General features: G+C 68.5%; 20 protein-coding genes. 15 read left to right on the forward strand and 5 right to left on the reverse strand.

Going from position 1 to position 24,449, the window contains the following annotated elements:
- Genes ABL843_RS11625 through ABL843_RS11635 form a run of 3 tightly spaced genes read left to right on the forward strand, consistent with a single transcriptional unit; the run spans position 1 to position 1,416 of the window.
- Positions 1-306 (forward strand): DUF2818 family protein, encoded by a 306-nt coding sequence (locus ABL843_RS11625; protein ID WP_126018312.1) that lies wholly within the window; start codon positions 1-3, stop codon positions 304-306.
- Positions 307-325: 19 nt separating this feature from the next.
- Positions 326-946 (forward strand): NUDIX domain-containing protein, encoded by a 621-nt coding sequence (locus ABL843_RS11630; protein WP_126018314.1) that lies wholly within the window; start codon positions 326-328, stop codon positions 944-946.
- A gap of 8 nt (positions 947-954) precedes the next feature.
- The gene (locus tag ABL843_RS11635; protein ID WP_418119958.1) at positions 955-1,416 is read left to right on the forward strand and encodes a DUF1178 family protein; all 462 of its coding nucleotides are present in this window, start codon (positions 955-957) and stop codon (positions 1,414-1,416) included.
- A 22-nt stretch (positions 1,417-1,438) separates the two neighbouring features.
- Here the strand turns inward: ABL843_RS11635 and ABL843_RS11640 are convergent, their stop codons facing one another.
- Positions 1,439-3,223: an ABC transporter transmembrane domain-containing protein gene (locus ABL843_RS11640; protein WP_418119959.1), complete on the reverse strand. Its 1,785-nt coding sequence runs from the start codon at positions 3,221-3,223 to the stop codon at positions 1,439-1,441.
- A gap of 76 nt (positions 3,224-3,299) precedes the next feature.
- Here ABL843_RS11640 and ABL843_RS11645 point away from each other — a divergent pair, with 76 nt between their 5' ends.
- From ABL843_RS11645 to ABL843_RS11660, 4 genes are read left to right on the forward strand one after another with little or no spacing between them, the layout of a single operon-like run.
- Positions 3,300-3,839: a MarR family winged helix-turn-helix transcriptional regulator gene (locus ABL843_RS11645; protein ID WP_418119960.1), complete on the forward strand. Its 540-nt coding sequence runs from the start codon at positions 3,300-3,302 to the stop codon at positions 3,837-3,839.
- Positions 3,832-5,313: an efflux transporter outer membrane subunit gene (locus ABL843_RS11650; protein ID WP_418119961.1), complete on the forward strand. Its 1,482-nt coding sequence runs from the start codon at positions 3,832-3,834 to the stop codon at positions 5,311-5,313. The genes ABL843_RS11645 and ABL843_RS11650 overlap by 8 nt, the downstream gene beginning before the upstream one ends.
- Before the next feature lie 58 nt (positions 5,314-5,371).
- A complete protein-coding gene (locus ABL843_RS11655) occupies positions 5,372-6,697 on the forward strand; it encodes an efflux RND transporter periplasmic adaptor subunit (protein ID WP_184636558.1) in 1,326 nt (441 codons plus the stop codon).
- A gap of 53 nt (positions 6,698-6,750) precedes the next feature.
- Positions 6,751-8,313 carry a DHA2 family efflux MFS transporter permease subunit gene (locus tag ABL843_RS11660; protein ID WP_126018326.1) on the forward strand — a complete coding sequence of 521 codons (1,563 nt, stop codon included), beginning with the start codon at positions 6,751-6,753 and terminating at the stop codon, positions 8,311-8,313.
- Positions 8,314-8,384: 71 nt separating this feature from the next.
- Here the strand turns inward: ABL843_RS11660 and ABL843_RS11665 are convergent, their stop codons facing one another.
- The gene (locus ABL843_RS11665; protein ID WP_418119962.1) at positions 8,385-9,620 is read right to left on the reverse strand and encodes an AGE family epimerase/isomerase; all 1,236 of its coding nucleotides are present in this window, start codon (positions 9,618-9,620) and stop codon (positions 8,385-8,387) included.
- A gap of 340 nt (positions 9,621-9,960) precedes the next feature.
- Here ABL843_RS11665 and ABL843_RS11670 point away from each other — a divergent pair, with 340 nt between their 5' ends.
- The 6 genes from ABL843_RS11670 to ABL843_RS11695 all read left to right on the forward strand — a co-directional run bounded on the left by ABL843_RS11670 (position 9,961) and on the right by ABL843_RS11695 (position 15,987).
- Complete coding sequence (locus tag ABL843_RS11670; RefSeq protein WP_126018330.1) at positions 9,961-10,731, forward strand: ABC transporter ATP-binding protein; 771 nt, start codon at positions 9,961-9,963, stop codon at positions 10,729-10,731.
- A 1-nt stretch (position 10,732) separates the two neighbouring features.
- The gene (locus ABL843_RS11675; RefSeq protein ID WP_418119963.1) at positions 10,733-11,440 is read left to right on the forward strand and encodes an ABC transporter ATP-binding protein; all 708 of its coding nucleotides are present in this window, start codon (positions 10,733-10,735) and stop codon (positions 11,438-11,440) included.
- 63 nt (positions 11,441-11,503) lie between these two features.
- Entirely contained in the window at positions 11,504-12,700 is a 1,197-nt protein-coding gene (locus ABL843_RS11680; RefSeq protein WP_184636562.1) for an ABC transporter substrate-binding protein, read from the forward strand.
- Positions 12,701-12,782: 82 nt separating this feature from the next.
- Positions 12,783-13,979: an ABC transporter substrate-binding protein gene (locus ABL843_RS11685; RefSeq protein WP_184636564.1), complete on the forward strand. Its 1,197-nt coding sequence runs from the start codon at positions 12,783-12,785 to the stop codon at positions 13,977-13,979.
- A gap of 135 nt (positions 13,980-14,114) precedes the next feature.
- On the forward strand, positions 14,115-14,990 hold the full coding sequence (locus tag ABL843_RS11690; RefSeq protein WP_184636566.1) for a branched-chain amino acid ABC transporter permease: 876 nt from the start codon (positions 14,115-14,117) through the stop codon (positions 14,988-14,990).
- Positions 14,991-15,000: 10 nt separating this feature from the next.
- A complete protein-coding gene (locus tag ABL843_RS11695) occupies positions 15,001-15,987 on the forward strand; it encodes a branched-chain amino acid ABC transporter permease (RefSeq protein WP_184636568.1) in 987 nt (328 codons plus the stop codon).
- 71 nt (positions 15,988-16,058) lie between these two features.
- On the opposite strand, the gene ABL843_RS11700 is transcribed toward ABL843_RS11695, so the two are convergent.
- Both ABL843_RS11700 and ABL843_RS11705 read right to left on the reverse strand, forming a co-directional pair.
- Positions 16,059-16,517 (reverse strand): YXWGXW repeat-containing protein, encoded by a 459-nt coding sequence (locus ABL843_RS11700; RefSeq protein WP_184636570.1) that lies wholly within the window; start codon positions 16,515-16,517, stop codon positions 16,059-16,061.
- 98 nt (positions 16,518-16,615) lie between these two features.
- The gene (locus ABL843_RS11705; RefSeq protein WP_418119964.1) at positions 16,616-17,692 is read right to left on the reverse strand and encodes a lipocalin-like domain-containing protein; all 1,077 of its coding nucleotides are present in this window, start codon (positions 17,690-17,692) and stop codon (positions 16,616-16,618) included.
- 108 nt (positions 17,693-17,800) lie between these two features.
- On the opposite strand from ABL843_RS11705, the gene ABL843_RS11710 reads away from it, so the two are divergent.
- Positions 17,801-20,299 (forward strand): penicillin acylase family protein, encoded by a 2,499-nt coding sequence (locus ABL843_RS11710; RefSeq protein ID WP_418119965.1) that lies wholly within the window; start codon positions 17,801-17,803, stop codon positions 20,297-20,299.
- A gap of 22 nt (positions 20,300-20,321) precedes the next feature.
- Here the strand turns inward: ABL843_RS11710 and ABL843_RS11715 are convergent, their stop codons facing one another.
- Positions 20,322-22,913 carry an ABC transporter permease gene (locus tag ABL843_RS11715; protein ID WP_369658629.1) on the reverse strand — a complete coding sequence of 864 codons (2,592 nt, stop codon included), beginning with the start codon at positions 22,911-22,913 and terminating at the stop codon, positions 20,322-20,324.
- Positions 22,914-22,995: 82 nt separating this feature from the next.
- Between ABL843_RS11715 and ABL843_RS11720 the strand changes: the two genes are divergently transcribed.
- The gene (locus ABL843_RS11720) at positions 22,996-24,441 is read left to right on the forward strand and encodes a serine hydrolase domain-containing protein (protein WP_369658628.1); all 1,446 of its coding nucleotides are present in this window, start codon (positions 22,996-22,998) and stop codon (positions 24,439-24,441) included.
- Positions 24,442-24,449: the final 8 nt, after the last annotated feature.

Raw genomic sequence — 24,449 nt, forward strand, 5'->3', positions numbered from 1 at the left:
GTGTCGCAGACCGCGTCCGTCTGGGTCGTTCTCCTGGTGGCCCTCGTGGCCGCCAACCTGCCGTTCTTCAACGACCGCCTGTTCGGCGTCGTGCCTCTGGCGACTGCTCCCAAGTCGCTCGCGGTGCGCCTCGCCGAACTGGTGGTCTTGTACTTTCTGGCCGGCGGCGTCGGGCTGCTGTTCGAGCGCAGGGCAGGGCAGATCGCCGCGCAGGGCTGGGAGTTCTATGCGGTGACCGGCGCGCTGTTCATCGTGCTGGCCTTTCCGGGGTTCACCTGGCGCTACCTGATGAAGCACAGGCACTGAAGAGGACGAGCGACCGACCATGACCACCAAGCCGACCGACACCTCCACCGCCGATTCGCACCTGAAGGAAGAGCTCCAGAGCCGCGAGGAGCTGTTCAACGGCAAGTTCCTGAAGGCCCGGCGCGACACCATCCGCCTGCCCGATGGCCACAGCGCCACGCGCGAGTATGTGGTGCACCCGGGCGCCGTGGTGGTCATTCCGCTGCTTGACGACGGCCGCATCGTGCTGGAGCGGCAGTTCCGCTATCCGGTCGGCCACGTGATGATCGAGTTTCCCGCGGGCAAGCTCGATGCGGGCGAGGATCCGTTCGACTGCGGCCGGCGCGAGCTGATCGAGGAAACGGGCTACACCGCGCGCGAGTGGGCGTATGCGGGTGCCATGCACCTCGCGGTGGCGTATTCGACCGAGATCATCCACATCTACTTCGCGCGCGGTCTCTCGCTCGGCGAGCGGCAACTCGACCACGGCGAATTCCTCGACGTGTTCACGGCCACTCCCGACGAGCTGGCCGGCTGGTGTCGCGAAGGCAAGGTCACCGATGCCAAGACGCTGACCTGCACGCTCTGGCTGCAGAACGTCCTTTCGGGCGCATGGGCACTGGACTGGCAGGCTGCGCCCGCGCAGGGCAGCGCGGGATAATCCGCGCCATGAAGGTTCTCGATCTCCGCTGCACCCACGGCCACGGCTTCGAAGGCTGGTTTGCCTCGAGCGAGGATTTCGAGACCCAGCTGGCATCAGGCCTGGTCGAATGCCCGGTCTGCGGCGACACCGCCATCGTCAAGCTGCTGAGCGCGCCGCGCCTCAACCTGGGCAACGCCAGGGCGCCGAAGGAGGCTGCTGCGGTTGCTCCAGTCGCTGCTGCTTCCAACGCTCCCGCCGATCCCTCGCCCGAAGCCCGCTGGATGCGTGCAGTGCGCGAGGTGCTGGCGAAGACGGAGGACGTCGGCGAGCGCTTTGCCGACGAAGCCCGGAAGATGCATTACGGCGAGACCCCCGAGCGCGGCATCCGCGGGCAGGCCACGCCCGAGCAGACCGAGGCGCTGCTCGACGAGGGCATTCCGGTGATGGCGCTGCCGATTCCGGCGGCACTGAAAGAAACCCTGCAGTAACTGGCTGAGTAGCGCGGCCTGTTCAGGCCGTGAACTGGAGTGCGGCCAGCCGCGCATACACGCCGCCCTGCGCGACCAGCGCCGCGTGCGTTCCCTGCTCGACGATCCCGCCGTGGTCCAGCACCACGATGCGGTCGGCTTTCTGCACCGTCGCCAGGCGGTGGGCGATCACCAGCGTGGTCCGGTTCTCCATCGCCGATTCGAGCGCGGCCTGCACCATGCGTTCGCTCTCCGCGTCGAGCGCGCTCGTGGCTTCGTCGAGCAGCAGCAGCGGCGGGTTCTTCAGGATCGCGCGTGCGATCGCGATGCGCTGTCGCTGTCCGCCCGAAAGCCGCACGCCGCGCTCGCCGAGGAAGGTGTCGTAGCCCTCGGGCAGCGCCTGCAGGAAGTCGTGGGCGAAGGCGGCGCGCGCTGCGGCCTGCACTTCCTCGGCCGTCGCCTCGGGGTTGCCGTAGCGGATGTTCTCGAGGGCGCTGGCCGAGAAGATCACCGCGTCCTGCGGCACGAGGCCGATGCGGGTGCGCAACTCGGGCAGGGACAGCGAGGCCAGCGGTGCGCCATCGAGCAGCACGCGGCCCGTTTGCGGGTCGTAGTAGCGCAGGAGCAGCTGGAACACGGTGCTCTTGCCGGCGCCGCTGGATCCCACCAGTGCCACGGTCTCGCCGGGTGCGACATCGAGGCTGAAGTCGCGCAATGCCGGTGTGCCGGGGCGGGAAGGGTAGTGGAAGGTCACCGCGTCGAACCTGATCGCGCTGCCCGCTACGGGGACGGGCGCAGCCGCTGGATTCGCGGGAGACACGATGGCCGCGGGCGCGTGCAGCAGCTCCATCAGCCGTTCGGTCGCACCGGCCGCGCGCAGCAGGTCGCCGTAGACCTCGCCGAGCACGGCGGTCGCGCTGGCGAGGATGGCGACGTAGACAACCGTCTGGCCCAGGTGTCCGGCGGTGATATCGCCGCGCAGCACGGCCTGCGTGCCCTGGTAGAGGCCCCAGAGCAGCGCCGCGGAGGTCGCGATGATGATGAAAGCCACCAGCACCGATCGGGCCCGGGTGCGGCGCACGGCGGTGCGGAAGGCGTTCTCGGTCGAGCCGCTGAAGCGCGCGGCCTCGCGGCTCTCGGCCGTGTAGCTCTGAACCACCGGAATGGCATTCAACACTTCGGCGGCGATGGCGCTGGAATCGGCCACGCGGTCCTGGCTGGCGCGCGACAGCTTGCGCACGCGGCGGCCGAAAACCATGCTCGGCAACACCACCAGCACGAGGATGCCCAGCACCTGCACCATCACGTAGGGGTTGGTCCAGATCAGCACCGCCAGGGCGCCCACGCCCATCACCGCGTTGCGCAGGCCCATGCTCAGCGATGAGCCGACGACCGACTGCACCAGCGTGGTGTCGGCTGTCAGGCGCGACAGCACCTCGCCGGTCTGCGTGGTCTCGAAGAAGGCGGGGCTCTGCCTGAGCACATGGCCGTAGACGGCGTTGCGGATGTCGGCCGTCACGCGCTCGCCCAGCCAGCTCACCGTATAGAAGCGCGCCGCCGAGAACACGCCCAGCGCCACGGCCACGGCGAAGAGGGCGCCGAAATGCTCGCGCAGCGCCATGGTCTGGGCGCCCTTGTCGGAGCTGATGAGGCCGTTGTCGATCAGGCTGCGCAAGGCGATAGGAAAAGCCAGCGTCGTTACCGCCGCCATCACCAGGAAGACGCCCGCCAGCACGATCTGCACACGGTACGGACGAAGAAAAGGGCTCAGGCCCGAGAGCGATCGGGGCGAGCCCTTGGCCATGGAAGACGTTGGGGAGGAAGCCATGCGCCAATTCTACCGATCCCTTGCCTCTACAAAGGTAGCCTTGACAATAATTGCCGAGGCAACTAATATTGCGGCCATGAGCGATGCCAACACCCCTCGGAACCCGCCGGCTTCCACCGGCGAGGAGCGTCGTGAGCCCGTCGCCTTCTACAGCCCGGAAACCTACCGCGCCGAGGAGAGCATCGGCTACCTCATGCGCCGCATCGTCACGGCGGTCGGCCAGTCGGTCGAAACCCGCATGTGCGAGCCGGGCAGCCCCACCTATCCGCAGTGGGTGCCTCTCTACAAGCTGCACGTCGGCGCGGCCACCACGGTGGCCGAACTGGCCAGGGCCTGCGAGCTCGACACCGGCGCCATGACGCGCCTGCTCGACCGCCTCGAGGCCAAGGGCCTGTGCCGCCGGGTGCGCTCGCTCGAAGACCGGCGCGTGGTCAACATCGAGCTCACCGACGAAGGCCGCGCGGCCGCCAAGGAAGTGCCGCACGTGCTCAGCAGGGTGCAGAACGAGCACCTCGCAGGCTTCACCACCGAGGAATGGGAACAGCTCAAAGGCTATCTGCGCCGCATCCTCGACAACGCCCAGGCCCTCGCGGCCCGTGGAGATAAAAATGACTGACTCCCTCGCCGTGCGCGCCATGCGCCGCACTCCCGTCGTGGCCGCCGCGCTGCTGGTGGTTGCACTCGCCGGCTGCGCCGACATGGCCGGAATCGGCTCGCAGGCAAAGCTGCGCGACGCCTCGTCGCTGGGCATCGCGCCCGACAGTGCCGCGGTGCCGGTGTCCCGCCTCGACAGCCAGTGGTGGCTCGCCTTCGGCGACTCGCAGCTCAACTCGCTCATCGACCAAGCCGTGGCCGGCAACCCCAACCTGCAGGTCGCGCAGGCCCGCCTCGCGCGCGCGCAGGCATCGGCCGACATCGCCGGCGCCGCGCTCAAGCCGCAGGTCAAGGGCGAGCTCGACCTGAACCGCCAGAAGTTCAACACCAACTACATCTACCCGGCGCCGCTGGGCGGCTCCACCCAGAACATCGGCCTGCTGCAGCTGGGCGCGAGCTGGGAGCTCGACTTCTTCGGCAAGAACCGCACCGCGCTGGACACCGCCATCGGCGCCGCAAATGCAGCCGCGGCCGATGCCGACGCGGCCCGCGTGCTGCTCGCGAGCAACGTGGCGCGCAGCTACTTCCAGTGGGCGCGCCTGAACGATCAGCTCACCGTTGCCAGGCGCACGCTGGCGCAGCGCGATGAAACGCTGAAGCTGGTGCGCGACCGCGTTTCCGCCGGCCTCGACACCCGCCTCGAACTGCGCCAGAGCGAAGGCGGCCTGCCTGAAGCCCGCCAGCAGATCGAAGCGCTCAACGAGCAGATCGCGCTGCAGCAGCACGCGCTCGACGCGCTCGTGGGCCAGCCGAACGTCACCGCCTCGCTCAAGCCGCCGGTGCTCGATGGCGTGAAGCCGATGGCGCTGCAGGCGAACATCCCGGCCGACCTGCTCGGCCGCCGCGCCGACATCGCCGCCGCGCGCTGGCGCGTCGAAGCTGCCACCAGCGACGTGGCCAACGCCAGGACGCTCTTCTATCCCAACGTGAACCTCACGGCCTTCGTCGGCTTCCAGAGCCTGGGCTTCGGCAAGCTGCTGAAGTCGGGCAGCGAGCAGTGGGGCGTGGGCCCGGCCATCAGCCTGCCGATCTTCGAGGGCGGCAAGCTGCGCGCCAACCTGCGCGGCAAGTCGGCCGACCTCGATGCGGCCGTCGAGAGCTACAACGCCACCGTGATCGACGCGGTGCGCGACGCGGCCGACCAGGTCACGAGTGCCCAGTCGATCACCCGACAGCAGGCCGAACAGCGCGCCGCGCAGACCGCGGCCGAAGGTGCCTACGACATCGCCGTGCAGCGCTACCGCGCGGGCCTCGGCAACTACCTCAACGTGCTGACGGCCGAAACGGCAGTGCTGGCCCAGCGCCGGCTCGCGGTCGACCTCGCGGCCCGCGCGCTCGACACCCAGGTGGGCCTGGCGCGCGCGCTCGGCGGCGGCTGGCAGCCGCCGACCACCGCCACGGCATCGGCATCGGCTCCCTCGGCCCCGCTGAACTGATCGGCACAGCGCAGATCCAGCCCGGCCCGACTCCTTCGTCTTCGGAAAGAACTTCATCATGAGCGACAACAACACTCCGACGCCCGCTGCAGCCGCAGCTTCCGCAGCCCCCGAGGCGCCCGCCGGGAACGGCAAGCGCCGCCGCGCACTCACCGCGCTCGCAGCGGTGGTCATCGTCGCCGGCGGCGGCTGGGGCCTCTACGAATGGCTGGTGGCCAGCCACTACGAGGACACCGACAACGCCTACGTCTCGGGCAACGTCATCCAGATCACGCCGCAGATCGGCGGCACGGTGATGGCCATCAACGCCGACGACACCGACTTCGTGAAGGCCGGCCAGCCGCTGGTGCAACTCGACCCGGCCGACGCCAAGGTGGCGCTCGAGCAGGCCGAGGCCGCGCTCGCGCAGGCGGTGCGCCAGGTGCGCACGCTGTACGCCAACAACGGCTCGCTGGCCGCGCAGGTCACGCTGCGCCAGGCCGACATCGTCAAGGCGCAGAGCGACATCGCCAAGGCCCAGGACGACCTGCAGCGCCGTCGCGCGCTGTCGGGCAACGGTGCCGTGTCGAAGGAAGAACTCAACCATGCCGAGACGCAGCTCGACACCGCCAAGAGCCAGCTCGCCGCCGCGCAGGCAGGCGTCGTGGCCGCGAAGGAAGCGCTGGTCAGCAACCAGTCGCTGACCGAAGGCACCAGCGTGGCCCAGCACCCGAGCGTGCTGGCCGCCGCCGCCAAGGTGCGCGAGGCCTACCTCGCCACACAGCGCGTGGCCATGCCCGCGCCGGTCGACGGCTACGTCGCCAAGCGCACCGTGCAGCTAGGCCAGCGGGTGGCGGCCGGTACGCCGATGATGTCCATCGTGCCGCTCAACCAGCTGTGGGTCGACGCCAACTTCAAGGAAGTGCAGCTGCGCAATATCCGCATCGACCAGCCCGTGAAGCTCACCGCCGACGTGTACGGCAAGAAGGTCGAGTACACCGGCAAGGTCGCGGGACTGGGCGTGGGCACCGGCAGCGCGTTCGCGCTGCTGCCCGCGCAGAACGCCACCGGCAACTGGATCAAGGTGGTGCAGCGCGTGCCCGTTCGCATCGCGCTCGACCCCGAGCAGCTCAAGGCCAACCCGCTGCGCATCGGCCTGTCGATGGACGCCGAGGTCGACATCTCGCAGAAGGGCGGCAAGATGCTCGCCGATGCGCCGCGTGCCACCGCGCTGGCGCAGACCGCGGTCTACAGCCAGCTCGACCGCGGTGCCGATGCCGAAGTGGAGCGCATCGTCGCCGCCAACATCGGCGGCAAGGGCGGCGCCACGGCTGCGGCACCCGCCAAGGCGCCAGCCGCGCCTGCCGGCAACACTTCCGTGGCCGTGCAGGGCCAGCCGGGCTGATCGCGCCAGCGTTCGTCCGGACCTTTCTTCCGTCCAGGTAAACAGCCCGCCCCATGGCCACCGCTGCTCCTGCATACGTTGCGCATCCGCCGCTCGAGGGCGCAGCCCGCGTCTGGGGCACGGTCGCGCTTTCTGCGGCAACCTTCATGAACGTGCTCGATTCGTCGATCGCGAACGTGTCGCTGCCTGCCATCTCGGGCGACCTGGGCGTGAGCACCACGCAGGGCACCTGGGTCATCACCAGCTTCGCGGTGGCCAACGCCATCGCGGTGCCGCTCACCGGCTTCATGACGCAGCGCTTCGGACAGGTGCGCCTGTTCATGGCCAGCGTGATCCTGTTCATGATCAGCTCGCTGCTGTGCGGCCTCGCGCCGAACATGACGACGCTGATCGCCTTCCGCGCGCTGCAGGGCTTCGTGGCGGGGCCGATGATCCCGCTGTCGCAGGCGCTGCTGCTGTCGAGCTATCCGCGCGCCAAGGCGGGCCTGGCGATGGCGATGTGGTCCATGACCACGCTGGTCGCGCCGGTGATGGGACCGCTGCTGGGCGGCTGGATCACCGACAACATCTCGTGGCCGTGGATCTTCTACATCAACATCCCGGTGGGCATCGTCGCTGCCGCCATCACCTGGGCGCTCTACCACAAGCGCGAGAGCGCCACGCACAAGGTGCCCATCGACGCCATCGGCCTCGCGCTGCTGGTGCTGTGGGTGGGCTCGCTGCAGCTCATGCTCGACAAGGGCAAGGAGCTCGACTGGTTCCACTCCGCGCAAATCGTCACGCTGGCGGTGGTGTCCGTGGTCGGCTTCGCCTTCTTCCTGGTCTGGGAGCTGACCGACAAGCACCCGGTAGTCGACCTGTCGCTCTTCAAGCGCCGCAACTTCTGGTCGGGCGCGGTGGCGACGGCGGTGGCCTACGGCCTCTTCTTCGGCAATGTGGTGCTGCTGCCGCTGTGGCTGCAGCAGTGGATGGGCTACACCGCCACGCAGGCGGGGATGATCATGGCGCCCGTGGGGCTGCTGGCGATCTTCTTCTCGCCGGTGGTGGGCCTCACGGTGGCCAAGATCGACCCGCGCCGCTACGCGACCTTCTCGTTCCTCGTGTTCGCGCTGGTGCTGTGGATGCGCTCGAACTTCAACACGCAGGCCGACTTCGTGACGATCATCATCCCGACGATCATCCAGGGCATCGCGATGGCGTTCTTCTTCATCCCGCTGGTGACGATCACGCTGTCGGGCCTCACGCCCGACCGCATCCCGGCCGCCTCGGGCCTGTCGAACTTCCTGCGGATCACCGCGGGCGCGATGGGCACGTCCATCACGACCACGCTCTGGGACAACCGCGCGACGCTGCACCACGCCCAGCTGGCCGAGACGATCAACCAGGGCAACAACGCGGCCACCAGCGCGATGGCCGGGCTGAACGCCAACGGCTTCGGCACCGACCAGGTGATGGGGCAGATCAATCGCCTCGTTGACCAGCAGTCATACATGCTGGCGACCAACGATATCTTCTATGCGTCGGCGATCCTGTTCCTGCTGCTGATTCCGCTCGTGTGGCTGGCAAGGCCGCAGAAGGGCGGAGCAGGCGGCGACGCCGCGGCCGGCGCGCACTGACCGCGCCAGACCCCCTCGCAACCCCCAGCCTCCGCAAGGAGCCTGGAGGTTCTTCTTTTTCGTTGCCGCTTCTACCTGCCCAACGCGCGCAGCACGTCGTGGCAAGCGCCCATGGTGTGATAGTCGGTCTTGCCTGCCGGACTCTTCTCGTCGCCGATCTTCCCGTTCGTCGGCGTGAGGATGCGATACCAGGCGCCGTGCCTGTGGTCGACGAAGTGCTCCCAGCTGTAGGCCCAGATGCTGTCGTACCAGTCCCAGTAGCCTGTTTCGCCGGTGCGCACCGCGAGCAGGGCGGCGGCCGCGAAGCTCTCGGCCTGCACCCAGAAGTACTTGTCGCCGTCGCACACCTTGCCGTCGGGGCCGAAGCCGTAGACCAGCCCGCCGTTGTCGGCGTCCCAGCTGCGGAACATGGCGGTGTCGAAGAAGTGGCGCGCGCGCGGCACGATCCAGCCGGCCTCGCGGTCTTCGGTGGCGAGGTGGCCTTCGAGCTGCAGCAGCAGCTTGGCCCATTCGGTCAGGTGGCCGGTCTGGAAGCCCCAGGGCTTGAAGATGTCGGTCTTGTTGCCGCGGTTGTAGTCCCAGTCGACCGACCAGTCCTCGCGGTAGTGCTCCCACACCAGCCCGTCGGCCAGAGAGGCCAGCCGGCCGGTCACCGATTCGGCCACCGCCAGCGCACGCTCGAGGTAGCGCGCCTCCTGCGTGGCCTCGAAGGCGGCCATCAGCGCCTCGCAGGCGTGCATGTTGGCGTTCTGCCCCCGGTAGGCACCGACGCGCCAGTCGGTCGTGGCCTCGTCGGCATAAAGCTGGTGCCGCGGCTCCCAGAAATGCGCGTCCATCAGCCGCCAGGTGTGATCCAGCCCCGGGTACGCCTCCTCGATGCCGGCCATGAGCGCATGCGCCTGCGCGAGCAGCACGAAGTCCAGGCCGTAGCAGCGGTTGGTGGCGTCCTGCACGGTGGCGCGCTGCTCGTGCCAGTCGAGCTGCCATGCATAGCCGCCGTCCTGCTGCCTGTGGGCATGTTCGATGAACGCGAGGCCGTGTCGCGCGGCCGCAAGGTCGGCAGGCTTGCCGAAGCGCCGGTAGGCCGTCGCGTGGTTGAACACGAAGCGCGTGCTGCTCACCAGGTGGCGCGTGCGCCGGTCGTACACCGTGCCGTCGTCCCTGAAGAAATGGAAGAAGCCGCCGGTGGCGTCGAGATTGCGCGTCTCGTAGAAGGCCAGCGTGTGCAGGATGTGGTCGGTCAGGAAGTCCGGAGAGCGGAAGTCGGGCATGTGCAGCGATGTCGTTGGTTCCATGGTCGCGGTCATGCCCGGCGCTTGCCGGTGCGGCCTTCGACGTGATGAGTCCCGGTCAGTTTAGGTTGGCACCCGCGAGACGGCGTGCCGTGATTTCCCCGACGGAAGTCGGCGCTGCCGGCGCAACATGCGTGCGATCTTTGCCGTGCTCCGGATTCCGCTTTGTCGTCGAGATGACAGTCATGGCGAACAAGCCCGCGGAGCCGTGAAATGGTTGCACTGCAGCATAGGCATTTGCCCCAGTATGCAAGCCGGAGGCACCCACGAACAATCGGTCCGCGCTCGATGGTTGGCGCATTGAGATGGACCGCATGACCCACATTCTTCACACGAACCCGGGCGACTTCGCGAGATGAGCGACGTCATCCTCGAAACACGCCAGCTCACCAAGGAATTCAAGGGGTTCACCGCGGTCAGCAAGGTCAACCTGTCCGTGGTGCGCGGCTCCATCCACGCGCTCATCGGCCCGAACGGCGCTGGCAAGACGACCTGCTTCAACCTGCTGACCAAGTTCCTCGAGCCCACCACCGGCACGATCCTCTTCAACGGCCAGGACATCACGCGCGAGCGCCCCGCGCAGATCGCGCGCCGCGGCATCATCCGCTCGTTCCAGATCTCGGCCGTGTTCCCGCACCTCACATTGCTGGAGAACGTGCGCCTGGGCCTGCAGCGCCGTCTCGGCACCTCGTACCACTTCTGGAAGAGCGAGAAGTCGCTCAAGCCGCTGGATGCCAGGGCCCGCGAGCTGCTGGCCGAAGTCGGCCTCGAAGAGCTCGCCGACGAACAGACCGTGAACCTGCCCTACGGCCGCAAGCGCGCGCTGGAGATCGCCACCACGCTGGCCATGGAGCCCGAACTGATGCTGCTGGACGAGCCCACGCAGGGCATGGGCCACGAAGACGTGCACCGCGTTGCCGAACTCATCAAGCGCGTGTCGGCCGGCCGCACCATCCTCATGGTGGAGCACAACATGAGCGTGGTCTCGACCATCGCCGACACCATCACGGTGCTGCAGCGCGGCGCTGTGCTGGCCGAAGGTCCGTATGCCGTGGTCTCGAAGAACCCGCAGGTCATGGAGGCCTACATGGGCACCACCGAAGGCCAGTTGCAGGGAGCCCACTGACATGACGGCTGCACTCGAAATCAAAGGCCTGCAAGCCTGGTACGGCGAATCGCATGTGCTGCACGGCGTCGACATGGTCGTGCAGCCGGGCGAGGTCGTCACGCTGCTGGGCCGCAACGGCGCGGGCCGCACCACCACGCTGCGCGCCATCATGGGCCTGACGGGCGCACGCAAGGGTAGCATCGAGGTCAACGGCCGCGAGACCGTCGGCATGCCCACGCACCGCATCGCGCATCTCGGCGTGGGCTATTGCCCGGAAGAGCGCGGCATCTTCGCCAGCCTCTCGTGCGAGGAAAACCTGATGCTGCCGCCCGAGCTGAAGGGGGCAGGGCAGGGCATGTCGGTCGAAGAGATCTACGCCATGTTCCCCAACCTCGCAGAGCGTCGCCACAGCCAGGGCACTCGCCTGTCCGGCGGCGAGCAGCAGATGCTGGCCGTGGCCCGCATCCTGCGCACCGGTGCCAGGCTGCTGCTGCTCGACGAGATTTCCGAAGGCCTCGCGCCGGTCATCGTGCAGGCGCTGGCGCGCATGATCACCACGCTGCGCGCCAAGGGCTACACCATCGTGATGGTGGAGCAGAACTTCCGCTTCGCCGCGCCGCTGGCCGACCGCTTCTACGTGATGGAGCACGGCCGCATCGTCGAGAAGTTCGGCGCCGCCGAGCTCGAAGCCAAGATGCCCGTGCTCACCGAACTGCTGGGCGTCTAAAACACATCGAGTCCACAAGACCTGTCCTTCCATCCCACAAAGATTTCTCCAGGAGACAACAGCATGAACAAGAAACTCGGCCTCATCGCAACCGCAATCGGCATCCTCGCCATGAGTGCAGGCGCCGCGCAGGCGCAGGAAAAAGTGAAGATCGGCTTCGTCACCGACCTGTCGAGCCTTTACGCCGACCTCGAAGGCAAGGGCGGCGCCACCGCCATCCAGATGGCCATCGACGACTTCGGCGGCAAGGTGCTGGGCCAGCCCATCGAACTGCTGACCGCCGACCACCAGAACAAGGCCGACATCGCCGCCTCCAAGGCCCGCGAGTGGATCGACACCGCCGGCGTGACCATGGTCTTCGGCGGCACCAATTCGGGCGTGGCGCTGGCCACCGCGAAGGTGGCCGAAGAAAAGAAGCGCGTGTACTTCAACAACGGCGCCGGCAGCTCGGTGCTCACCAACGAGCAGTGCAGCCCGTACACCATTCACTATGCCTACGACACCGTGGCCCTGGCCAAGGGCACCGGCGCCGCGGTGGTCGACCGCGGCGGCAAGAGCTGGTTCTTCCTGACGGCCGACTACGCCTTCGGCCACGCGCTCGAAGCCGACACCACCAAGGTCGTGAAGGAGAAGGGCGGCACCGTGGTGGGCGCCGTGCGCCATCCGCTGAACGCGTCGGACTTCTCCTCGTTCCTGCTGCAGGCGCAGAACTCCAAGGCGCAGATCCTGGGCCTGGCCAACGCGGGCGGCGACACCATCAACTCGATCAAGGCCGCCAAGGAGTTCGGCATCAACAAGACGATGAAGACCGCCGGCCTGCTGGTCTTCCTGAGCGACATCCACAGCCTGGGCCTGAAGAACACCGAAGGCCTGCTGCACACCACCAGCTGGTACTGGGACCTGAACGACGAGTCGCGCAAGTTCGCCAACCGCTTCTTCGAGAAGACCAAGCGCATGCCCACCGACGTGCAGGCCGCCGACTACTCGGCCACCATGACCTACCTGAAGGCCGTGGCCGCCGCCAAGACCACCGACTCCGACAAGGTGATGGCGCAGCTCAAGAGCATGAAGATCGACGACTTCTACGGCAAGGGCCAGATCCGCGCCGACGGCAGCTTCATCCACGACATGTACCTGGTGGAAGTGAAGTCGCCCGCCGAGTCGAAGAAGCCCTGGGACTACCTGAAGGTGCTGAAGACGCTGCCGGGCGACCAGGTCTTCACGACCAAGGCCGAGACCAAGTGCGCGGCCTGGAAGTGATCGCCTGACGCGGCAGCCCGGGTTCTCCTTCTCCTTTCTCTTCCCTCTTTCCTTCCACCGAAGTCATCACGAGGATCAAGCCATGAAACGCACGCTCATCGCCTCCGCCTGCCTTGCCGCCACCTGCCTCGTGGCGGTGGGGGCCGCTCAGGCGCAGGACAAGGTCAAGATCGGCTTCATCACCGACATGTCGAGCCTGTACGCGGACGTGGAGGGCAAGAACGGGGCGCTGGCGATCCAGATGGCCATCGACGACTTCGGCGGCAAGGTCAACGGCATGCCCATCGAGCTGCTGCAGGCTGACCACCAGAACAAGGCCGACATCGCCGCCTCCAAGGCGCGAGAGTGGATCGACACGCAGGGCCTGACCATGCTGTTCGGCGGCACCAGCTCGGGCACCGGCCTGGCCATGGCCAAGGTGGCGCAGGAGAAGAAGCGCGTGTTCATCGTGAACGGCGCGGGCAGCTCGGCGCTCACCAACGAGCAGTGCAGCCCCTACACCGTGCACTACGCCTACGACACCGTCGCGCTGGCCAAGGGCACGGGCAGCGCCGTCATCGCGCGAGGCGACAAGAGCTGGTACTTCCTGACGGCCGACTACGCCTTCGGCCAGGCCCTCGAAGCCGACGCGACCAAGGTCGTGAAGGAGAAGGGCGGCACGGTGCTCGGCAGCGTGAAGCATCCGCTGAACACCTCCGACTTCTCCTCGTTCCTGCTGCAGGCGCAGAACTCCAAGGCGCAGGTGCTGGCGCTCGCGAATGCGGGCGGCGACACGCAGAACGCCATCAAGGCGGCGCGGGAATTCGGCATCACCAAGAGCATGAAGATGGTCGGCCTGCTGGTCTTCGTGACCGACGTGCACAGCCTGGGCCTGAAGAACACCGAGGGCCTGCTGCTGACCACCAGCTGGGACTGGAACCTCGACGACAAGACGCGCGCCTTCGGCAAGCGCTTCTTCGAGAAGACCAAGCGCATGCCCACCGACATCCAGGCCGCCGACTACTCGGCCACTATGACCTACCTGAAGGCCGTGCAGGCCGCCAAGACGGTCGATGCCGACAAGGTGATGGAAACGCTCAAGTCCACCCCCATCGACGACTTCTATGCCAAGGGCAGCATCCGCGCGGACGGCCGCTTCGTGCACGACATGTACCTGGTGCAGGTGAAGTCGCCGGCCGAGTCGAAGCAGCCGTGGGACTACTACAAGGTGGTCCAGAAGCTCAAGGGCGAAGAGGTCTTCACGACCAAGGCCGAGAGCAAGTGCGCGTTATGGAAGTAACCCCCCAGGCTGCGCGCACTGCGTGTCGCTTCGCCAACCCCCCTTTGCAAGGGGGGCGGGCCGGCCGCTTCGGGCGGCCGTGCGCGGCGGCCCCCGCGAAAAAGAAGAAACGGCCTGTGGTGTCCTGAACTTTCTATGAACATTTCCCTTCCCGCCCTGTTGAGCCAGCTCCTGCTTGGGCTGGTCAACGGTTCCTTCTACGCCATCCTGAGCCTCGGGCTGGCGGTGATCTTCGGCCTGCTCAACGTCATCAACTTCGCGCACGGCGCGCTGTTCATGCTCGGCGCCGTCCTGACGTGGATGGCCATGGAGTATTTCGGCATCAACTACTGGGTGATGCTGATTGCCGCGCCGGTCGTCATCGGCATCTTCGGCGTGCTCATCGAGCGGCTGCTGCTGCGCTGGATCTACAAGCTCGACCACCTCTACGGCCTGCTGCTCACGCTGGGCCTCACGCTGCTGATCGAGGGCGTGTTCCGTTCGATCTACGGCGTCTCAGGCCTGCCCTACGACGCGCCCGACGCGCTGTCGAGCGCCACCGACCTCGGCTTCATGGTGCTGCCCAACTACCGCGCATGGGTGGTGGTGGCGTCGCTGGTGGTGTGCTTCGCCACCTGGTACGTGATCGAGAAGACCCGCATCGGCGCCTACCTGCGCGCCGGCACCGAGAATCCGCGCCTGGTGGAGGCCTTCGGCGTCAACGTGCCGCTGATGATCACGCTGACCTACGCCTTCGGCTGTGCGCTCGCCGCCTTCGCCGGCGTGCTCGCCGCGCCCGTCATCCAGGTGTCGCCGCTGATGGGGCAGAACCTCATCATCGTGGTGTTCGCCGTGGTCGTGATCGGCGGCATGGGCTCGATCATGGGCGCGATCCTCACCGGCCTCGGGCTCGGCGTGATCGAGGGGCTCACCAAGGTTTTCTATCCGGAGGCATCCTCCACCGTCGTGTTCGTGATCATGGTCATCGTGCTGCTCATCCGTCCGGCCGGCCTGTTCGGCAAAGAAAAATAAGGCGGACGGCATGAACATGAAAAAGATATCCACCGTCGTCTACGCGCTGCTGCTGCTCGCACTGGTCCTGGCACCGTTCTTCGGCGCCTACCCGGTGTTCGTGATGAAGCTCATGTGCTTCGCGCTCTTCGCGGCCGCGTTCAACCTGCTGCTGGGCTTCACCGGCCTGCTCTCCTTCGGGCACGCGGCATTCCTCGGCGGCTCGGCCTACGTGGCGGGCCATGCGATCAAGGTCTGGGGCCTCACGCCCGAGCTGGGGCTGATCGCGGGCACGCTCACCGGCGCCTTGCTCGGCTGGGTCTTCGGCGTGCTGGCCATCCGCCGCCAGGGCATCTACTTCGCGATGATCACGCTGGCGCTCGCGCAGATGATGTTCTTCGTCGCGCTTCAGGCCAAGTTCACCGGCGGCGAAGACGGACTGCAGGGCGTGCCGCGCGGCAAGCTGTTCGGCGTGATCGACCTGTCGAACGACCTCACCATGTACTACGTGGCGCTTGTCATCGTGGTCGTGGCCTTCCTGCTGATCGTGCGCACCATCCATTCGCCCTTCGGGCAGGTGTTGAAGGGCATCAAGGAGAACGAGCCACGCGCGCTCTCGCTGGGCTACGACGTGAGCCGCTTCAAGCTGCTGGCCTTCGTGATCTCGGCCGCGCTGTCGGGCCTGGCCGGCTCGCTCAAGACGCTGGTGCTGGGTTTCGCCACGCTTTCGGACGTGCACTGGACCGCCTCGGGCCAGGTCATCCTGATGACGCTGGTAGGTGGCCTGGGCACGCTCTCGGGTCCGCTGGTGGGCTCGGCGGTGGTGGTGCTGCTGGAGAACAAGATCGGCGAACTCGGCAACCTGCTCGCGCGCATCACCACGGTGGACTGGTTCAACACGCTGGGCGAGTCGGTGACCATGGTGACGGGCCTGATCTTCGTAATCTGCGTGCTGGCCTTCCGCAAGGGGATCATGGGCGAGATCATCGCGTTCATCGACCGGCGTCGGGCGAAGTAGCAAGACGCGGACAAAGAAAAAGGGAGCCTCTTCGGCTCCCTTTTTCGTTCCGGGCCCTGCGGGCCTGCGCCTCAGCAGTTGCCCTTCTTGGCCTGGCCGGGCGGGCAGAAATCGCCGCGATCGTGGCCGTGCCGGTGATCGCGCTCGTAGCGGTCATGGCGGCGGTCTTCTTCCCACTCGCGTTCGCGGCGCGCTTCACGGCGGGCCTCGCGGCGCCAGTCGCCTTCGGTCCAGCGCCAGCCGCCGCGGTCCTCGATCCAGCGGCCGGGCGCATAGACGTAGCCCGGACGCTCCGGCTGCCATCCGCCCGCGCGCCATGCATAGGCGCGGCCGTCCCAGATCCAGCGGCCCGGCACCCAGACGAAGCCGCCGCGAGGCGGGGGCAGCGGCTCGTAGCGTGGCGGGGGCGGCGCCGTCATTACCAGTCCGGGCACGTTGATGTTGACGGAGACCTGCGCGTTGGCGGCCAAGGGGCTCGCCAGGATGGAGAGCGCGCCGGCAGCGGCCAGCATTGCGATTCGGGTTTTCATGTTGGGGCTCCTCTGCTTCGGGATGATTATTTATGGGAAATTTTCCCAACGCATGTAGGAGGCTTTCGGTTGTCAGCCTCTGTCCGTGGCTACAACAGTTACAGCTTCAACGGAGCCGCGTAGCCGGTCATCTCGAGATAGCCGCGCCCCACGCGGCGGCCCTGCGCGTCGAGCAGGTCGCTCACGCCCTCCCAGTACACGCCGCCGGTGGAGCCGCGGCTGTCCAGCTCCTGGTCGTCGAGCAGGGCGCGCACCTCGAAGCTGCCGGCGGGCGTCTGTACTCGCCATCGCGTCGGATACTTCGCCTGCGTGCGGGGGCTGTCCCAGGTCTTGAGGCTCTCGAAGCGGACCTCGCCGTTACTGAAGATCCGGGCTGTGCCGTCTCGCTGCCGGTACGAGCCTCCGGCCCACAGCGCGGTGCCGTCGCTGCGCCGCAGGTGGAAGGCGGTGAGGGCGCTGCCATCGTCGAGGTTCATGCCGATCCAGTCCCAGCCCACGGCCTCGGGATGCATCAGCGCCTCGCTCCATTCATGGTCCAGCCATGCGGTGCCCGCGACGTCGAAGGCCTGGCCCTTCAGCGTGAGCTTGCCCTGTGCCTTGAGCTGCGGCTCGCTGTAGTAGTAGCTGGCCTGCGATTCCTCCGGCCCCTTGCGCGAGAGCCCGGCATTGCCTTGCAGCAGCACCGGCTGCGTGGGGGTGAAGCGCAGTTCGAGCATGAACTCGTTCGCCGGGATGCGCGCCACATAGATGCCGTTCTCGCGCACGAGAGACCAGTCGCGGATGCGCACGTCGGTGTCGTTCGCGGAAGCCTCGGCCACGCCGAAGCCCGCGCGCGCGATGCGCTGGTCGTGCAGCAGCACGCGGCCTTCGAGGTCGGTGACGGCCGCATGCGCGAACACCAGGTGCTTCGCCGCGAAGGCCGAGCGCATGCCCAGCGTGGCCTCCACGCGCGAGCGGAAGAAGGTGACCTGGAAGCCGAACTCGCGTCCGGCGGAAGTCTTCGCGTGGCCGGTGACGTACCACCACTCGGTATGCAGGTCGGGATGGCTGCCGAAGTCGCGCGGGAACTCGAGGCGGCGCTCGGGCAGTGCCCATGCGGCCAGCGGCCCCGATGCGAGCGCGGCGAGCAGCAGGTTTCGGCGCGAAAGAGGGAAGGAAGAGAGGGCTCGCTGCATGGTGTGCCAGTCTACAAGTCGCGCCTTGTAACGCCCACGAGCCGCGCAAATCGGGATACTGTTCGCTGCCACCCCTCTACGAACAACACAAGGCAGGAGACGAGGCCCATGAAAAGAACAAACCTGCGCCGGGCATCGCGGCGCTCGTTAGGTCAAAGGCATTCCTTTCGCGCAGTTGCGCTCGCATCACTCACCGCTCTCATGCTCGCGGGCTGCGCCTCGGGGCCGCCCGATGCGCAGCCGGGCACCACGCGGCCTTCCTCATCATTCGCCGTGCCCGGCCTCGAGAAACCGGCCGAGGTGCTCGTGGACCGATGGGGCGTACCCCACCTCTACGCGGGCACGCTCTATGACGCCTTCGTCGCGCAGGGCTTCATCGCCGCGCGCGACCGGCTCTGGCAGATGGACCTCTGGCGCAAGCGCGGCCTGGGCGAGATGGCGAAGGACTTCGGCCCCGCATGGGTGGAGAACGACCGCGCCGCGCGCGCCGTGCTCTATCGCGGCGACATGTACCGCGAGTGGCTGGCCTATGGCTCCGACGCCAAGCGCGTGGCCGAGGCCTTCACGGCCGGCGTGAACGCCTACGTGGCGCAGGTGCGCGCGAAGCCTTCGCTGCTGCCGCCGGAGTTCGCGCTCCTGGGCTATCAGCCGGCCACGTGGTCGCCCGAGGACGTGGTGCGCATCCGCCACCACGGCCTCACGCTCAACTTCACTTCCGAGATCGACCGCGCACGCGCCTTCTGCGCGGGCGGCCCCGGCATCAAGGCCGACTGGCTGCGGCGCGAGCTCGATCCGCCAATCAACCCGCGCGTGCCGCAGGGGCTGGACCCCTGCACCATTCCGACAGCCGAACTGCGCGCGGCCTACATGCGCGCGACCGAGGCACCGCAATTCAGCAAGACCAACACGCGGCTCGCGGCGCCCGTAGCGAGCCTGCCGAATCCGCAGCAGCCATCGCAGGGCGACCCCACGGCCGGCTACGGCAGCAACAACTGGGTGATCTCGCCGAAGCTCACCTCCACCGGCCGGCCCATCCTCGCCAACGACCCGCATCGCGCGCACGGCGCACCCAGCCTGCGCTACATGGCGCACCTGAGCGCGCCGGGCATGGATGTGATCGGCGCGGGCGAGCCTTTCCTGCCGGGCATCTCGATCGGCCACAACGGCACCATCGCCTTCGGCCTCACGCGCTTCTACATGGACCAGGAAGACCTGTACGTGTACCAGCTCAACCCGCGCAATCCCAACGAGTACCGCTACCAGGGCCGCTGGGAGCCGATGGTGCGCGTCACCGAGCGCATCGCGGTGAAGGGCGAGGGCGCGCCGCGCGAGGTGATCAACACCTTCACGCGCCATGGGCCGGTGCTGCTGTCCGAACCCGGCAAGCAGCGCGCCTTTGCGTTGCGCGCGGCGTGGCTGGAGCCCGGCATGGCGCCGTACTTCGGCTCCATGGACTACATGCGCGCGCGCAACTGGGACCAGTTCCGCGCCGCCATGAACCGCTGGGGCGCGCCGGGCGAGAACCAGGTCTACGCCGACAGCAGCGGCAATGTCGGCTGGATTCCCGGCGGCCTCACGCCCATACGTCCCAACTGGGATGGCCTGATGCCGGTGCCCGGCGACGGCCGCTACGAGTGGTCGGGCTTCCGCAACGGCGACGAGTTGCCCTCGGAGTTCAACCCGGCTCGCGGCTACGTGGTGACCGCCAACGAGAACAACATCCCGCCCGACCACCCTGCGGCGAAGAAGGGCGTGGGCTACGAGTGGAGCGACGCGGCGCGTGCCCGCCGGCTCAAGGAGCTGTTCGCCAGCAAGGTGGCGGCGGGCTCGCACTTCTCGCTCGAGGACTCGCAGCGCATGCAGAACGACATCGTCGCCACGCCCGCGCAGCGGGTGCTGAAGCTGCTCTCGGGCCTGCGCAGCGACGACGCCCAGACGGCCGCCGCGCTGCGCATGCTTCAGGGCTGGGACGGCACCATGGACCGCGACAGCGCCGCCGCGGCCCTCTACGAGGTGTGGAGCAGCAAGCCGCTGCGCGCCGCCGTGCTCAAGGCTGGCGCGGGCGATGCCGGCGCTGCGCTGGCCGCGCCCGGCGACAACACGCGCATGGTGCTGCTGCTGGAGAACCCCTTCGGCTGGGTCACGAACGAACAGCGCGACGCGCTGCTGCTCAAGACCTTGCCGGCCGCGATGCAGGAGCTGAGCGCCAAGCTCGGCCCCGACCCCGCGACATGGAAGTGGGGCGCGCTGCACCGCGCCGAGTTCCGTCATCCGCTGGGCGGCGTGGTCGATGCCTCCACGCGCAGGAAGCTCGACGTGGGTGACTGGCCGATGTCGGGTTCCTCCTTCACGCCGATGGCCGCCACCTACCGCGCGAGCGACTACAAGCTGACCTCCGGCGCGTCGTTCCGCATGGTGCTGGACGTGGGCAACTGGGACGCCTCGCGCGTCATCAACGCGCCGGGCCAGTCGGGCAACCCCGAGAGCCCGAACTACCGCGACCTTGCGCCGCTGTGGCTCGAAGGCAAGTACGTGCCGCTGGTCTACAGCCGGGCTGCCGTGGAGAAGGAGACGCTGGAAAGAATCCAGCTGACGCCGGCGCGCTGAAGTCGTGGGGCTGGCCTGCGGCCTACCAGTCTTCCTTTACCGCCAGCACCACATCCTTGCCGGCGGCGGCGCGGCCGGCCATCCACGCCGTGATGGTGCCGGCGGCGACCACCGCCGCGCACAGCGCCAGCAGCCGCGCCCACGGCACCAGCAGGTCCATGCTCCAGTGAAAGCTCTGCGGGTTCACCACCTTCACGAGCACCACCGACACCACCAGCCCCAGGCCGAGCCCGGCCACGGCGCCGATGGCGGTCCACGCGGCGCCTTCGCCGGCGACCACCGCGAGCACCTGCCGGCGCGTGAAGCCCAGGTGCGCGAGCAGGCCGAATTCCTTGCGACGCGCGAGCACCTGCGCGCTGAAGCTGGCGGCGATGCCGAACAGGCCGATGGCGATGGCCACCGCCTGCAGCCAGTAGGTGACGGCGAAGCTGCGGTCGAAGATACGCAGCGAGGTCGTGCGGATCTGGCCCACCGAAGCGATCTCCACCGATCCGGCCGAGCCATCGTTGTGGCGCGCGGCGAGTTCGTGCACAGCGACCTGCACGGCACCCTCCGACGCGCCGGGCGCGAGCCACAGCGCAACGTCGCTCACGTTGCGCTCGCCGGTGATGCGTTCGTAGTCGCGCGCGTCCATGGTTATGGCGCCGAACTGCCGCGCGTAGTCGCGCCACACGCCGGCCACGAAAAACGAGGCCTGCGCCCTGCCCATGGCGGCCGACAGCGGCGCGAACACCGTGCCCGGCTTCGCACCATAGAGCTCCACCATCGGCTCGCTCACGTAGATGCCGATCTGCCCTTCGGGCACCGGCAGTGCGCTGCCCACCAGCGGCAGAGACTGCGCGGCTCCGCCTTTGAGGCTGCGCGCGATCAGCGTCACCGCCGGCCGCGCCGCATCCAGCTGCAGCGGTTGCGTGCGCAGCGTGCCGGTGCGCGCCACGCCGGGCAACTGCGCCAGCGACTGGACGAAGGCCGGCGCGAAGGTGGCGGTGTCGGTGCTGCTTCCGCCGCCGCTGTTGCCGCCGCGTCCGCCCGAGGTGGCGCGCACGTACAGGTCGGCAGGCAGCACCACGTCGAGCCAGTGCGTCACCGAATCTCGGAAGCTCGCGACCATCACCGTGAGCGCGACCGCAAGGCTCAGGCTCGCGACCACGCCGCTGACCGCCACGGCCGCCGTGCCGCGCATGCGCCGCGCGCGCTCCACCGCCAGCATCGGCAGCACGCGCTGCGAGAACAGCGGCGCCACGCGGTCGTACAGCAGCGCGATCAGCCAGGGCAGGGCGGTGATGCCACCCACCAGCAGGCAGGCGACCGAGAGATACGCCGCCACCGGAATGCCGCCGATGGCCGGCAGGTTGGCCAGCACCGCGCCCAGAGCGACCAGGCCCAGCGCCAGCCAGTGGCTGTTGCCCTGCGTGGGCGCCGCACCAAGGCCCTTGAGCGTCTGCGCCTCGGGCAGCGACTGCGCCGCGCGCGCGGGCCACCAGCCGCCGACCAGGGCGGCCAGCACGCCGAGCCCGCCGTAGAGCAGGGCGGCGCCTGCGCTCCAGTGCAGCGTGGGTGCCACGCCCTCGAAGTAGCCGCCACCCAGGTCGCCGCCCAGCACGCGCAGCGCGAAGGCCGCCAGCGCCGTGCCCAGCGCGAGGCCGGCCAGGCTTCCGATCAGGCCCAGCACCAGCGATTCGGCCAGCACCAGACGCAGCCGCTCGCGCGGCGTGAGCCCGAGCACGCCCAGCAGCGCGAACTGCTGCGCGCGCTTGGCCACGCTCAGCGCCAGCACCGAGAACACCAGGAAGGCGCCCGTGAAGAGCGCCACCAGCGCCAGCACCGTGAGGTTCACGCGGTAGGCGCGCGACAGGTTGCTCACGCGCTGCGCCGCGTCGCCGGGCTCGGCGAACTGCACGCCTGCGGGCCAGCCGGGTGCGCGCTGCAGCGAGGCCATGAACGCGGCCCGGTCTGTACCGGGCGCGAGGCGCAGGTCGATGCGGCTGAGCTCGCCGATGCGGCCGAAGAGCTCCTGTGCCGCCGCGATGTCCATCACCGCGAGCGCCTTGCCGCCCGCGGCCACGTGGCCGGCCACCGAGAGGCTGTGCCAGGCGTCGCCGCTGCGCAGCTGCACTTTCTCGGCCCTGCCGTCGGCCGGCGCCTGCGCGGGCAGCCCCAGCGCATCGCGAGCCGCGAGGTTGAGGAACACATGGCCCGGCGCAAAGAGGGCGAAGCGGTCGGCACCCGCCGCGGCCTGCGGCATCAGCGCGGGTGCGATGGTCGGCAGCGCCAGCGCGTCGATGCCGATCACGCGGATCGGCACTTGCTGCCCGCCGGCAAGCGCCAGGCCCTGCACCTCGACCACCGGACTCGCCAGCGCCACCTGCGGATGGCGGGCGAGTTGCGCGAACACGGCCTCGTCGAAGCCGCCCTGCACGGCGCGCACTTCCAGGTCGGGCTCGCCGTTGACCGAGCGCACCGCGCTCGAGAACTCGTCGAGCGCCGAGGCGTTGATCAGCTGTACCGAGAAAGCGAGCGCAACGCCGAGCATCACGGCCAGCACGGCCGCCGCGTTGCGCCAGGGGTGGTGGCGGAGTTCCTGCCAGGAGAAGGTGCCGAGCAATGCGCGCATCGGCCGATTGTCGTCGCGGCGCGCGAGGGGGACTCCGGACGTGGCAGGATTGCGGCTCTTCGAACGCCTGAGGAATCCGACGATGCGGCTCATGCCCCATGCCTTGCTGTACCGCTCCTGGCTTGCGGCCTGGCTTTTCGTCCCTCTGCTGGCCGGCAATGCCCTGGCGCAACTGCAGCCGCCGCAGCAGCAACAACAACAGCCCCTGACGCTGGCAAGCGATCCGGCCGTTCTTGCGAGAGCAGCCCTCGGCACCGAGCGGGGCACGATGGTGGTGGGCACGCTGCACGACGGGCAGATGGCCTACGGCGCCGCCTACAACCCCGAGCCGCCGTCGCAGCCACGCGCCATCGCATCGGGCAGCGCAGAGCAGCCGATGTTCGAGATCGGATCCGTCACCAAGGTGTTCACCGGCCTGCTGCTCGCGCAGGCGGTGCAGCGCGGCGACCTGAAGCTCGACGACACGGTCGGCAGGCTGCTCGCTGGCAAGGTCGCCGGCCTTTCGCCCGCGGTGGCCTCGGTCACGCTGCGCCAGCTCGTCACGCACACCGGCTGCATGCCCGTGATGGCCGACGGCGTGACCGGCGGCGCGCCGCTCGTCGAGCAGTTCCACGCCTACGACAAGGCCATGTTCTGGGCCGCGCTCGCTCGCATCAGGCTCACGGCCGCCGCGCCGCCTTGCGAAGGCGCTTACAGCAACTTCGGCATGGCGCTGCTTGGCCAGCTGCTCGCCGAGCACTACGACACCTCGTGGGGCGAGCTGGTGCGCGCGCGCATCACCGAGCCGCTGGGCATGAACGACACCGTCATCACGCTGGGCGACAAGGCCTCGCGCATGGCCCCGGCCTTCGCGGGCGACCGTCGCCAGCCGCTGTTCGACATGCAGGCCTACGCGCCGGCCAGCGCGCTGCGCTCCACCGCCGCCGACATGATGACCTTCAGCCGCGCCATCCTCGCGGGCGCCGCCGGCCCGCTGGGCCCGGCCGCCGCGCGCATGCTCACGCCGCTGGCGCGCTACGAGGGCGCCGAGATCGGCTATGCCGTGATGGTGCGCGGGCCCGAAGGCGGCCGGCGCACCTACTATCACGCGGGCGTCACCGAGGGCTACCGCACGCTGTGGCTGCTCGCGCCCGACACCGGCGAGGCGATGATCGTGCTCAGCAGCAACGCGCGCGCGCCGATGCAATCGGTGATGCTGGCCATCGGCAAGAGCCGCTATCCGGTGCCGACCGCCGAAGTGCCGATCGATGCGAAGCGGCTGGACGAGTACCGCGGCGAATACCGCGTGACCAGGAACAAGTCGCTGAGCTTCACCGTGCGCAGCGGCAGGCTGCTGGTGCGCGAGACGGGCCGCGGCTACAGCGCGCTCACGCCCACGGGCAACGACCGCTTTGCTGTGACGGCCATCGGCGCGCAGGTCATGTTCAGGCGCGATGCGGCGAATGCGGTGGTGGGAGTGTCGCTGGCGCAGGGCGGCAGCCAGCTCGATGCGCGGCGGGTGGGGGACGCGGCCGTGCAGCCTGAGTAGTCGCCGGG

The organism is Variovorax sp. 350MFTsu5.1 (genome assembly GCF_048302515.1).
Classification (GTDB): Bacteria; Pseudomonadota; Gammaproteobacteria; order Burkholderiales; family Burkholderiaceae_C; genus Variovorax; species Variovorax guangxiensis.

Bases quoted from the DNA above. Each gene is read 5' to 3' on its own strand.
- ABL843_RS11630 (WP_126018314.1), top strand. From the start codon at position 326: ATGACCACCAAGCCGACCGACACCTCCACCGCCGATTCGCACCTGAAG.
- ABL843_RS11635 (WP_418119958.1), top strand. From the start codon at position 955: ATGAAGGTTCTCGATCTCCGCTGCACCCACGGCCACGGCTTCGAAGGC.
- ABL843_RS11640 (WP_418119959.1), bottom strand. From the start codon at position 3,223: ATGGCTTCCTCCCCAACGTCTTCCATGGCCAAGGGCTCGCCCCGATCG.
- ABL843_RS11645 (WP_418119960.1), top strand. From the start codon at position 3,300: ATGAGCGATGCCAACACCCCTCGGAACCCGCCGGCTTCCACCGGCGAG.
- ABL843_RS11650 (WP_418119961.1), top strand. From the start codon at position 3,832: ATGACTGACTCCCTCGCCGTGCGCGCCATGCGCCGCACTCCCGTCGTG.
- ABL843_RS11655 (WP_184636558.1), top strand. From the start codon at position 5,372: ATGAGCGACAACAACACTCCGACGCCCGCTGCAGCCGCAGCTTCCGCA.
- ABL843_RS11660 (WP_126018326.1), top strand. From the start codon at position 6,751: ATGGCCACCGCTGCTCCTGCATACGTTGCGCATCCGCCGCTCGAGGGC.
- ABL843_RS11665 (WP_418119962.1), bottom strand. From the start codon at position 9,620: ATGACCGCGACCATGGAACCAACGACATCGCTGCACATGCCCGACTTC.
- ABL843_RS11670 (WP_126018330.1), top strand. From the start codon at position 9,961: ATGAGCGACGTCATCCTCGAAACACGCCAGCTCACCAAGGAATTCAAG.
- ABL843_RS11675 (WP_418119963.1), top strand. From the start codon at position 10,733: ATGACGGCTGCACTCGAAATCAAAGGCCTGCAAGCCTGGTACGGCGAA.
- ABL843_RS11680 (WP_184636562.1), top strand. From the start codon at position 11,504: ATGAACAAGAAACTCGGCCTCATCGCAACCGCAATCGGCATCCTCGCC.
- ABL843_RS11685 (WP_184636564.1), top strand. From the start codon at position 12,783: ATGAAACGCACGCTCATCGCCTCCGCCTGCCTTGCCGCCACCTGCCTC.
- ABL843_RS11690 (WP_184636566.1), top strand. From the start codon at position 14,115: ATGAACATTTCCCTTCCCGCCCTGTTGAGCCAGCTCCTGCTTGGGCTG.
- ABL843_RS11695 (WP_184636568.1), top strand. From the start codon at position 15,001: ATGAACATGAAAAAGATATCCACCGTCGTCTACGCGCTGCTGCTGCTC.
- ABL843_RS11700 (WP_184636570.1), bottom strand. From the start codon at position 16,517: ATGAAAACCCGAATCGCAATGCTGGCCGCTGCCGGCGCGCTCTCCATC.
- ABL843_RS11705 (WP_418119964.1), bottom strand. From the start codon at position 17,692: ATGCAGCGAGCCCTCTCTTCCTTCCCTCTTTCGCGCCGAAACCTGCTG.
- ABL843_RS11710 (WP_418119965.1), top strand. From the start codon at position 17,801: ATGAAAAGAACAAACCTGCGCCGGGCATCGCGGCGCTCGTTAGGTCAA.
- ABL843_RS11715 (WP_369658629.1), bottom strand. From the start codon at position 22,913: ATGCGCGCATTGCTCGGCACCTTCTCCTGGCAGGAACTCCGCCACCAC.
- ABL843_RS11720 (WP_369658628.1), top strand. From the start codon at position 22,996: ATGCGGCTCATGCCCCATGCCTTGCTGTACCGCTCCTGGCTTGCGGCC.